Genomic DNA, 10,382 nt, shown 5'->3' on the forward strand with positions numbered 1-10,382 from the left:
TTCACCGCGCCAATCGGGTGGCCATCATAGTCAGGTTGTCGGCAAAGGTCAGCACGAATTCGACGCACAGGTTGATCAGTTCGTCGCGGCTGATGTCCATACCGCCGTCGAGCCAGGCCAGGACCAATTCGGCGGCACCTCCGGTGATCATCAGAGAGACCGCGCGGACCAGGGTTTCGCTACCGGCCGGCGGATTCAACAGTGCGCGTTCCTGTTCGGCGACGACGTCGGCGATGGTGCGCATGGCGGCGGCGCGGCGGCGCATCAGCGTTTCGCTGCCGTGCGCCTCGGCGAAAGCCACGCGGGCGCGACGGGGGTCGTCGACGACGGAATTGAGGATGGCGGTGACGGCGGCCCGCGTTTTGGCGGCGATGTCGTCCGGGGCGGCGGCGAGCGCGTCCAGTGAGCTGCGGAGCGCGGTGTCGATGATCTCGTCGTGTACGGCGCCGGCGAGTGCGTCGAGGTCGGAGAAGCTCTCGTAGAAGAACCGCGGACCGACCTTGGCCTGTTCGCAGACTCCGCGCACGGTGGTCGCGGCCCAGCCGTGGGTGCCGATGATGTCGAGGGCAGCGTCCATCAGACGCCGGCGGCGTTCGTCGCGTCGCTGTTCGGCCGAGGTGCCGCGATAGATGCCTGTCGCCGCCCGTGTCACAAGCCTCAGTATGCCGCATCAGAAACAGGAATCGATCGTTTACGGAAACGGTTGATTCCTGTATGGTCCACATCACACCACAGAGCAACGGTGCGAGAGGGACAACGAACATGAAGTCGACCCTGAGCCGACGGGCCAAAACCGCCGTATCCGCTGTTGCCGAACGGTTTCCCTCGCGAACCCGCGCGCTGGCAGACCCGCTGCCCGACAGCGGATTACGGCCGATCATGGGCGACTACGGTGTCCCGCTCATCGGGCACGCCATCCCCGCGATGAGCGACAGCCTCGATTTCGCCCGCCGCCGCTTCGACAAGTACGGGCCGGTGCACTGGGCCGGACTCGTCGGACGACGCGTCGTCATGGTCGCCGGACCGGAAGCCACCGAAGAGGTACTCGCCGACCGAGACAAGGTGTATTCCGCGCAGCGCGGCTACGCCTTCTTCATCGGCCCGTTCTTCCACGGCGGCATCCTGCTGCGCGACTTCGAAGAACACCGCTACCACCGTCGGATTCTGCAGCAGGCCTTCACCCGGCCGCGGTTGGTCGGCTATCTCGATATCACCAGCCCGGCCATCGAGCGCGGGATGCGCGACTGGACACCGAACCGCGATTTCCAGCTCTATCCAGCAGCGAAACGCCTGCTGCTCAGCTTGTCCTCGGAAGTGTTCATGGGGGCGAATCTCGGGTCGGAGGCCGCCGGGCTGGAGCGGGCGTTCATCGATGCGGTGCGCGGTGGCCAGGCGCTGGTGCGCACGAATCTGCCCGGCGGTCTGTGGGCACGCGGACTGCGCGGGCGCGCGGTGCTGGAGGATTACTGTCGGCGCGAGCTGCCTGCCAAACGCGCGGGAAACGGCGAGGATCTGTTCAGCGTGCTGTGCCGCACCGCGTCCGAGGAGGGCCATACGTTCACCGACCAGGACATCGTCGACCACCTGATCTTCGTCCTGCTCGGCGCGCACGACACCAGCACGATCGCGGTGTCGATGATGGGGTATCAGCTCGGATTGCACCCTGAATGGCAGGACCGGCTGCGCGCCGAATCGCAGGCGCTGGGCAAGGAATCACTCGACTACGCCGATCTGGACCGGCTGCCAACCCTTGATCTGGTCTTCAAAGAGATTTTGCGGATGTACTCCCCTGTCGGGCAGCAGATTCGCGAAACCGTGCGGGATACCGCGATTCAGGGGCAATTCGTCCCCGCCGACACCTTGGTGATGATCACCTCGTACTCGGCCATGCGTCAGGCCCACTGGTGGAACGACCCCGACGTGTTCGATCCCGAACGGTTCACCGCCGAACGGCACGAGGACAAGGTTCACCGCTACACCTGGGCACCCTTCGGCGGTGGCGCACACAAATGCATCGGACTCTATTTCGGCGCAATGACAGTCAAGGCGATCATGCACCGCATGCTGTTGCGCTACCGCTGGACCGTTCCCGCCGACTACACGCCGCCGATGGGCTGGGCGACCGGCCCCGTCCCCCTCGATGGCCTACCCGTCCGACTCGAACGCCTCGGCGCCTCGGTGTCGGCATGAAGATCGCCGCCGACCGCACCCGTTGCGAGGGCCACGGTATGTGCGAAGCATTGCTACCCGACATCTTTCAAGTCGACGACGAAGGCAACGTGACGGTGCTGACCGACCAGGTACCCGAAGCCGAACTCGACGACGTGCGACTGGCCGTCGACAGCTGCCCGGTGGAGGCTTTGCGTCTGTCCGGCTGAAGCACACTCGCGCCGGGGTGTCGACAGTGTCGCCGAAGAGGTCCTGGTCGCGTTCAGGTCTCGCACTCCCCTGCCGCTACTCCCAACCCCCAAACCGTCACTGTGACAATAAACTCCCGGGGTGTTTTTAAGGACTGATCGCAACACAACCGGGCGGGCGACCCGGGGTCCGAGGACACGTTTCGAGGGCGGGGTGTGGATGCGGGTCGACAGGTCGCGGATGCGGGTCGCTTCCCCGGCGAACTCATCGTCGAACCGACGAGGACCAGGTGGCGACGGTCTCGGGGAGGGCCATCATGGCGCCGTCGAAGTAGTCGGCGCCATGACCGGCGGCCCAGGCCGCCAGGTCACGGGCGTGGTCGGGGTGCTGTAGCAAGGTGACCAGAGTGCGGCACCTTCTCGATCCGGCGGGCGTGGTCGGGGCGCCGTGGCCGACACTCGACATCGTGGTCACCTCGCCTCTCACCCGCCGCACGATGGTCTGACCTCCTACCCGATCTCCGATAGTTCGCCGAGCCGGGTTCTGCTCATTCCTCGGTTTCCCTGTGCGATTCCATCCGGGTGAGAATTTCCTCGATCCGGTCACGCATCCAGAGGGCCAGCCGGTCGCTGCTCATGGCGGTGGCGATCGGGGCAGGGTCGTCCAGCGGGATCACGTAACGCCCGTCGTCGGGAAGGTCGCGCCACAACAGGCCTGCCTCGATCCGCCCGCGGGGTCCATATTTGGAGCGGCCTTGCAGCACTTTGACAATGCCGGTGCTGAGAGCGGGGGTGGCGAAGAACCCGGCGCTGCGAGCGGGGTGGTCGCCGAGGTCGTCATCGTCGTCGTCATCGGCGATGCTGGATACCGGGCGGTTGCGCTCCTGTGTGGGTTCGGTGTCGGGCAGTGACAACGCGATGTCGGCAAGCTTGCCTGCGCCGCAGCGTGGGAGTAATCCGATCACGGTGTCGGCCAGGGAATACGGATCGCATTCGACGGCGTCGAAACCGCCGCTGTGCGCGAGGGTTTCACCCGGGCGCTGGGTGATCACATAGCCGCGTGCTCGATGCCGGATCGCGTGCACCCGGATTCGCGCCTCGGGATTTGCGAAATCCTGGTCGTTCCACGCGTGCGCGACGACGAAGACGTCAGGTTTGGCGATCGCGCCCGCCAGGACGTCGAGATCGTGGTCGAGTCGGCGTCGCAACCGCTGGCGGACCTGAGATTTCTCCAGCTCGTAGTCCTCTTCGAGGCGGGTGCGGCTGGTGAAGATGAACGGTGCGGGCAGTTCGCCCCGCCGGACATCCTCGCAGAGGAGATTGAACTCCAGGTCGGTGAATTCCCAGGTTCGGCTCATGACTCGGCCACCGGTCGCACTCGGTCGGGCGTCGGGCCGAGGGCTTCGTCGAGGTGCACTCTCGACTGCAGGTATCTGGCGGGCTTGTGCCCGCCGCCTGCGTTCTGTCCCGCGCCACCGGCGGCGGCGGGTGACATCATGGGCGAACCGCCAGGCATGGAGTCGGTGCGCGCACCGGCCGCCGCGGCGGGATAGATCGGCTGTTCGGCACCGGGCAGCCCTGCGCGCGGGTACAGCGTGCTGGATTGTTGGGTCGGAGAATCCAGTGAAGCGGCACCGACTCCACCGCCGCCTGCCCCCGCACCGCCCGCGCCAGCACCCCCCGCACCGGCGCCATCGGCGGGGGAAAGCCCCGCCGCCGCCAACGCGTTCGGATCGAACTGCCGCAGCAGATCTTGCATCTGCTGCGCGCCCGGTAGTGCGCTACCGAGCTGGGTGAGCGAATCCAGCCCCTGGGTCAGCGCTTTCCCTATCTGACCGAGGAAGTCGCTACCCGCGGAAGCCAGTGAACCCGCCATCCCCCCGGCGCCCGATGCCGCGTCCTGCGAGGCGATCCCGGCCCCGGACGACGACAAGCCGTTCGGGCCACCGGTCGCCGCCGCGAGCGCTTGCTCGTCCAACGCCGCCGGAAGATTCTCCAGCACCGAGCGCACGCCCGCCGGGTCCACACCGCTGAGCTCGGCGAGCGCTTTTTCGTCGACCACGTCGGGGATGCTGTCCAGAATCGACCGCACCTGTTCCGGTGGCAGTCCGGACAGCGACGACAGGGCGTCCTCGTCGAGCAGTCCAGGGAGGTTGTCGAGGACCGACTTCACCTGCGCGGGGTCCCCACCCACCGCGGTGGCGAGGGAATCCTCGAGGGACGACGCGCCCGAACCGGAACCCTTGCTGTCCGATTTCGACGGTTTTCCGCCCGATGCCCCACCCGCACCGGAAGCCCCCCGCGGCAGCGGAGCCGAACCGAGAGAGGACACCGATGGCATACCTGCACCTGCGGCGGATGCCACCTCTTCGGCGGACGGCAAGCTGCTGCGGGGAAAGGGCGAACTTCCCGATCCGCCTGCCGATCGCGTGGGCGTCGCGCCGCCCCCGCCGAGCCCGCCTCCACCCGTGGACCCTCCACCCGTGGGTCCTCCACTCGCTGCGCTCCCGCCCGTCGTATCCGCGCCGCTGCCCCCACCCGCGGCTTCGTAGCCCGCAGCCAGGGTTTCGGCTCCGGGCAGACCTGCCCCTGACCCGGCACCGCCATTTGTCTGCTGGCCCGGCAGGGTTTGGTCGCGATAGTTGTCGTCGTATCCCTGCGAGCCATATCCTGAGGGGCCATACCCTTGGCCGCTATTTGCCTGGCCTCCATACCCTTCGCCGCCGTACCCTTGGCCGCCGTAACCTTGGCCGCCGTAACCCAGGCCCGAGGGATCGGAGCCGGGGGCGCCCTGCTGTCCGCCACCCTGCCCGTACTCACCACCGCCCGGCACATTCTGCCCCTGACCAGGGGTGGGCTGTGGGGTGGCGATCGGCCCGTCGACTGCCGGAATCACCGACACCGTGTTCTTCATGCCTTCGCCGTAATGCTTCTGCCACTCGTCGCGATACCGCCTGGTCACCCGCCCGGGGCAGCAATCGCCGGCATCCGACGTCGCGGGCATGCTCAGTTTGGTGAGATACAGCCATTGCGCGGTGTAGTCGAGGTTCTGGCTCATCGCGATCATCGAATTGACCAGCGGTTGCACACCGTTGGAGTAGTTCGTGACCGCGGTCGCGGCCGCGGTCGCGCCCTGGCCCTCCCAACCATCGGTACCCGCCGAGATCACTGTGACGAAGTTGTTCAGCCTGCTGAGCAGGTCGGTGGACAGGGAGTGCCAGGTTCCCGCGGCCGCGAGCACCGGTTGCGGATCGAGGTCGCGCCCCAGCTCGTACATCTCGGTGAAGCTGAGACTGTCCTTGTTCTCGATGCTGGCCGTGGCGCCGGTATCCTTCGCGCCTTGGTAGTCCTTCAACGACGACGGGAAACTCTCGGCTTTGAAGGGCGACGGATTGCCGAAGGTGGCATCCGGGCCACCCGGGGCCGCGGTGCCCGGTTTGTACGGGGTCGCCGCGGTCGGCATCTTCAGTTCGCCGAGCGCCTTGATGTTGTCTCTGGAGTTGTCGTCGGTGCTCACGTACGTCTTGCCCGCGGCGATGTAGGTTTCGCCCATATCGGTGACGATCTTCGCGTGGTCATTGAGGATGGTGTACAGGCGGGAACCCTTGTTGCTGAACGCCATCGCCAGCTGAGTACCGGAGGTCAGGGTGCCGATGGGCGCGAAATTGTTCAGGCGCAGATCGGTCACCGCGGCGCTCATCCCGAGTAGATCGTCGACCAGATCGGCGCAGGCTTTGGCCGCGGCCAGCGCCTTGGCCGGGTCGAACGCGAGATATCCCGCCTTCGCCTGGTTCTCCAGGCCGGACCACGTGTTCGGTTCGAGGGCCATCGTCGCCTTTCTTCGCCGGGAATCGGGTTCCCGCCTCGTTCGAATATCCGCGTGCGGGTGTGTCAGTCGTCGTTGTCGGCGACCGCGGAGCGGGGGCCGTGGATGCCGGACCCGTCCGTCGGCCACCGGGTGTGATCGGTCGCAACCGTCGGCGGGGCAGGCGCGGTCGGTAGCATCGCGCCCAGATCGGGTGCGCCCTCGATGATCTCGGAGAGTTTCGGCAGCGCGTCGCGCCGTTCGAGTAGCGGCGTCATCAGTTCCCTGCTGCGACCGGCTACGTCGGCGGCCGCGGACTGGACGGCCGCCGTCAGGTTCGCGGCGATCTCCTCGAGGCTCAGCTCGAGGACGTCATCGGCGAATTTCGTGGCGATCAGGAGGCCGTCGGCGTTCACTGTCACTTCGATGCGCTTGTCGCACGCGGTCACTGTGGCCGTGAGGAGCGCGCGCTGCTTCTGCAGTTCGGCGATCCCGCGGAACTGTTCGCCGAGGCCGTCGAGCATCGTCGCCATATCTGCGCGCAAGCGGTCGTTCAACATGGGGCGCTCACGCCTTCCCTGGGCCGAGGTGCTCGCCGGAGGCCTGGTCGGTGCCGGTGAGCGAGTCCGCTGCCTCGCGCTGACCCTTCGCCATATCGCTCAGGGTCTGCGCGGCCCCGGTGGCACCTTCGAGCAAGTTCTTGCGCGCCGCCATGTAGCCCGTGGGGCCATCGGCGAATTTCTTACCACGCTTGTCGTTTCCCCACGGAAGAAAGGTGAGGTCGGCTTCTACTCCGGCGAGCGCGCCGCGGAGTTTGTCGGCGGCTGCGGTAACTTTCGTCGACAGCTCCTCGGTCAATTCCGATGCCTTGCGCAGTTTCTGGGGGTCGATCTCGACGTTTCCGGCCATGGCACACTCCTTTCGATATCGGTGGGTCTAGAGGGTGAAAGGAACATCGACGTCCGCTTCGGCCGGGCCGGGATCCGCGCTCGTCCAATCGCTGGGCTCCGAAGCGCCTGCGGGGGGCGGCGTGTACGGCCCGGGCAGCGGCTCCACCGAAGGCACCTGCTTCGGGCGGGGCTTGCCGCGCACGTCTTTGCCCTCGCCCAGAAACGGCTCGTCGGACCCGGCCCGGTGGTGACCGGCGCCGTCCGGAGTTGGTAGGACATCCGGGATCGGTGGTGGGGCGGCGACCGGGGTTGGCGGTTCGCTACCGACCGGGGGCGGCAGCTGCCCACCCCCGACCAGTCCGGTGTTGCCGTGCGGCGGCTGTCCGGTCGGGCCCCAGCCGTCCACCGACGACTCGAACGAGGTCGGTGGCCTGCCTTGGTAGACCGTCTCGGGTGTGTCGGGGCGAGGGGCGGGTCCGCTCGACGCATCGTGATACACCGACTCCGGCGTACCGGGGCGAGAGGGTGGTCCGCTCGACGCATCGTGATACACCGACTCGGGCGTGCCCGGGCGAGAGGCGGGCCCGCTCGACGCATCGTGATACACCGACTCCGGCGTGCCCGGGCGTGAACCGAGCCCGCCCGCTTCGTCGCCGCGCACAGAGGATCCCGAACTCGAGCTGCCGGAGTACGAACCACCGTCACCGCGCCCGGAGTACGTCCCGGCGACGCTGCCACCGCTGAACTCCGAACCGGGGCGCGGCGGGGCGACACCGGCGCCGGACGAGGAGCTGGTGGACGATCCACTGGTGGACGATCCATCGGTGACCGGCGGACCGCCGGTGGCCGGTGGTCCGCCGGTGCCGCCCACCGCGGGTTTCGGCATCCACACGTAGGAGCGAATGTCCCCGCGCCCCGGAGGAATCGGAGTTCCCAGGGCGAATCCGCCTCGCGCCCCGCCGACGGCGGCACCGCGCGCGATGCCGCCGGTCCAGCCCGCACCGGACGCGAACGAGGTCCAATCGCCGGTGGCCGCGCCCACCGCCAGGTTTCCGAAAGCGGTGCCGACGCCACCGGACACACCGCCGATCACGACGCCTCGGCCCACTCGCCCCATGGCGTTGTCCAGCTGCTTGCCTGCGACTTTGTCGATGCCCTTGCCGAGGTACCGACCGACCTCCCGGCCGGGAATCATTCCGGCAACGCCCGCGAGGACCGACAACCCGAACTCGCGGCCGTTGAAGTGCCGGCGCTTACCATCCGCGATCTGGCCGACTTGCACCCCGCCGTTGATGGCGCCGACGATGGCCGCGGCCTCGATCGCCCGCGCACCGTAGACGCCGTAACCCTTGGCGGTGGGCAGTACCGGCTTCAGCCGCACCGCCTGGGACCAGAAGTGCCGTTGGACTGTCGGGGCGCCGAGTCGGGCGGCGATCGCAGTAATGATCTTTTGCACGAAGTCCTCGAACACCTTGAGGAAGGACCGGGTCGTGGTGATCGCGGCCGCCTCGACCGCGGGCGCGGTCGGCGGAAACACCCAGGCCCACAGGATTTCCAGCGCCAGCCAGACCAGGGTCACAATGACGGTGATCTTGGTCGCCTGGATTTCGGTGCCCATGTCGAACGCGCTGTCGGAGATCGTCTGCATCAGTTCGGCCAGCGCCTCCACGGACTGATCCCCGGTGCGCAGGATGTCGTAGCGGCTGCCCATCGCGGTGCCGCCTTCACCTTGCGGATAGGCCGCCACGGTGGTCGCCTTGGCCTCGTCGATGCCCGCGAGCAGCGCCTCGATTTCCGCGCTCGCGGTCTTCCATGCCTCCGCGACATCCCAGCACGCGTCCTCGTCTCCCTCCGGCCACGCCGTGCCTGCGACCCAGGCCAGCCATTTCAACCCGTCCGGCATGATGAGGGTCACGACTGCTCCGCGGTGCACCGAAGCACTCTTGGTTCGCTCGGCACAGCGGTCCTCCTCGGCGTTCGATGTCCTCGGATTAGACCGCAAGAAGTTGAACCCGCGTCGACCTGGAGACGAATTCTGCTCGTGCACAGCATGTGTCGATCGGCAGAGAGCGAAATTCCTGTTTCGGCAACACCATTCGTTGCCCGCCTGGTGGTAGCGTGCGCGGCGATCGAGGAGGTGCCCTATCGTGACCGGAACCGAGGACCCGACCCAGGCCGGACCGCCACCGCCGGATGCGGCGAGCCGTCGCATCGCCGCACTGCTGACCGGGCTCGGGCCGGAGCGTGGCGGGCAGATCCACGCGATATTCGTGGTGACGGTCGCCGCTGAACTGGCCTCGGTTGTCGCCACCGACGAGCAGGGCCACGCGGTCCAGATCCTGCCGCCGGAGGAGGTCATGGCCCTGGTCCGCGTGCACCGGGAGGCGTCTGCGGTCCAGCCCGACGGCCCCTGGTGGCGCTACCTGCTCGTGGTCTCGGAATCGGGCGAGGTGCGAACGGACTACGACTTCGGCGAGCAACCATTTCCCGACGAACACCTATTTCCGGCCGAGGTCTATCGGGCCGATCTCGAAGCCTTCCCGCGTCGTCGACTTCCGGTGTGGCTCGCCGCCCATATCGGGCACGCCGACAGGCAGTCACGCCCCGCCGAGATGGCGGCGAGGGCCGAGCCGGTCGTGGCGGCCGTGGCGCACGACCTGCCTGCGCTGCCGCTACTGGTGGCACGGTGGGCGGTGCTGTCCGCGGCTTTCGTTGCGGTCGACTCACCGTGGGGGCCACGGGTGCTGCCCTCGCTCAGCTTGTTCGAGGGGATCGAGCGCAGCGGCTCCTCGCTCTGGCTCATGCCCGGTGACCGCGCCGTCCTGTCCGGCGGCGTGTGGAACGATCCCGTTCTCGACGCCGTCTACAACGGTGAAGCGCCGATGCCGGACCTCTACGCGGGCGCGCCGCCGTGGGTGGCGAACGCGACGCTGAACCCGCGCGCCGGCGTCGGCCTGCTGTCCTTCTGCTATTGGTGGGATGGGGGCCGGTGGTATCGCGCGCCCGGTCCTGTCACGGGCGACATCACCGCAGCTGTACCCGGTGTATGGAGCGTGGAGAGTGCCGCGGCCATCGTGGCCGCGCTGATGGCGGAGGAACCGGACGCCCACACCCACGAGGCGGCGCTCGGTCTGGTCCGCGCCGCCGATCGCGGGGAGGTCGGACGCGGCCTACTCGCAGAGGTTTTCGGCGAGGGCGCCATCGACGACGCCTATCTCCAATTGACCATGGCGGGGATATCCACACCCCGTTCGGCGTCGACGGCGTCGTCTCGGCCGGTGTGAAGCGAGGACGACGGGCTCTACCCGTGCAGAACGGAATCCGACAGAC

General features: G+C 67.7%; 10 protein-coding genes. 3 read left to right on the plus strand and 7 right to left on the minus strand.

Annotated features, from left to right (window positions below; all coding sequences use genetic code 11):
- Nucleotide 1: 1 nt before the first annotated feature.
- Nucleotides 2–652 (minus strand): TetR/AcrR family transcriptional regulator, encoded by a 651-nt coding sequence (locus ACFWUR_RS02425; protein WP_378900683.1) that lies wholly within the window; start codon nt 650–652, stop codon nt 2–4.
- Nucleotides 653–762: 110 nt separating this feature from the next.
- Between ACFWUR_RS02425 and ACFWUR_RS02430 the strand changes: the two genes are divergently transcribed.
- Both ACFWUR_RS02430 and ACFWUR_RS02435 read left to right on the plus strand, forming a co-directional pair.
- Nucleotides 763–2,190, plus strand: a complete 1,428-nt coding sequence (locus ACFWUR_RS02430) for a cytochrome P450 (protein ID WP_378900686.1) — start codon at nt 763–765, stop codon at nt 2,188–2,190.
- Nucleotides 2,187–2,378, plus strand: a complete 192-nt coding sequence (locus ACFWUR_RS02435) for a ferredoxin (protein ID WP_378900689.1) — start codon at nt 2,187–2,189, stop codon at nt 2,376–2,378. The genes ACFWUR_RS02430 and ACFWUR_RS02435 overlap by 4 nt, the downstream gene beginning before the upstream one ends.
- 244 nt (nt 2,379–2,622) lie before the next feature.
- On the opposite strand, the gene ACFWUR_RS02440 is transcribed toward ACFWUR_RS02435, so the two are convergent.
- From ACFWUR_RS02440 to ACFWUR_RS02465, 6 genes are all read right to left on the minus strand, one after another.
- Nucleotides 2,623–2,823 (minus strand): hypothetical protein, encoded by a 201-nt coding sequence (locus ACFWUR_RS02440; RefSeq protein ID WP_378900692.1) that lies wholly within the window; start codon nt 2,821–2,823, stop codon nt 2,623–2,625.
- Nucleotides 2,824–2,905: 82 nt separating this feature from the next.
- Nucleotides 2,906–3,715, minus strand: coding sequence for an ESX secretion-associated protein EspG (locus ACFWUR_RS02445; RefSeq protein ID WP_378900695.1), 810 nt, complete (start codon nt 3,713–3,715; stop codon nt 2,906–2,908).
- Nucleotides 3,712–6,186 carry a hypothetical protein gene (locus ACFWUR_RS02450; RefSeq protein ID WP_378900698.1) on the minus strand — a complete coding sequence of 825 codons (2,475 nt, stop codon included), beginning with the start codon at nt 6,184–6,186 and terminating at the stop codon, nt 3,712–3,714. Before ACFWUR_RS02450 ends, ACFWUR_RS02445 begins: the two co-directional genes overlap by 4 nt.
- 62 nt (nt 6,187–6,248) lie before the next feature.
- Nucleotides 6,249–6,722, minus strand: a complete 474-nt coding sequence (locus ACFWUR_RS02455; protein WP_378900701.1) for a YbaB/EbfC family nucleoid-associated protein — start codon at nt 6,720–6,722, stop codon at nt 6,249–6,251.
- 7 nt (nt 6,723–6,729) lie between these two features.
- Nucleotides 6,730–7,071, minus strand: coding sequence for a hypothetical protein (locus ACFWUR_RS02460; RefSeq protein ID WP_378900704.1), 342 nt, complete (start codon nt 7,069–7,071; stop codon nt 6,730–6,732).
- Between the two features lie 27 nt (nt 7,072–7,098).
- A complete protein-coding gene (locus ACFWUR_RS02465) occupies nt 7,099–8,967 on the minus strand; it encodes a hypothetical protein (RefSeq protein WP_378900707.1) in 1,869 nt (622 codons plus the stop codon).
- A 232-nt stretch (nt 8,968–9,199) separates the two neighbouring features.
- Here ACFWUR_RS02465 and ACFWUR_RS02470 point away from each other — a divergent pair, with 232 nt between their 5' ends.
- Nucleotides 9,200–10,336 (plus strand): hypothetical protein, encoded by a 1,137-nt coding sequence (locus ACFWUR_RS02470; RefSeq protein WP_378900710.1) that lies wholly within the window; start codon nt 9,200–9,202, stop codon nt 10,334–10,336.
- Nucleotides 10,337–10,382: the final 46 nt, after the last annotated feature.

Source organism: Nocardia sp. NPDC058633 (assembly GCF_042717045.1).
Taxonomy (GTDB): domain Bacteria; phylum Actinomycetota; class Actinomycetes; order Mycobacteriales; family Mycobacteriaceae; genus Nocardia.

Coding starts and splice junctions, on each gene's coding strand:
- ACFWUR_RS02455 (WP_378900701.1), bottom strand. CDS start 6,722: ATGTTGAACGACCGCTTGCGCGCAGATATGGCGACGATGCTCGACGGC.
- ACFWUR_RS02440 (WP_378900692.1), bottom strand. CDS start 2,823: ATGTCGAGTGTCGGCCACGGCGCCCCGACCACGCCCGCCGGATCGAGA.
- ACFWUR_RS02450 (WP_378900698.1), bottom strand. CDS start 6,186: ATGGCCCTCGAACCGAACACGTGGTCCGGCCTGGAGAACCAGGCGAAG.
- ACFWUR_RS02430 (WP_378900686.1), top strand. CDS start 763: ATGAAGTCGACCCTGAGCCGACGGGCCAAAACCGCCGTATCCGCTGTT.
- ACFWUR_RS02460 (WP_378900704.1), bottom strand. CDS start 7,071: ATGGCCGGAAACGTCGAGATCGACCCCCAGAAACTGCGCAAGGCATCG.
- ACFWUR_RS02445 (WP_378900695.1), bottom strand. CDS start 3,715: ATGAGCCGAACCTGGGAATTCACCGACCTGGAGTTCAATCTCCTCTGC.
- ACFWUR_RS02435 (WP_378900689.1), top strand. CDS start 2,187: ATGAAGATCGCCGCCGACCGCACCCGTTGCGAGGGCCACGGTATGTGC.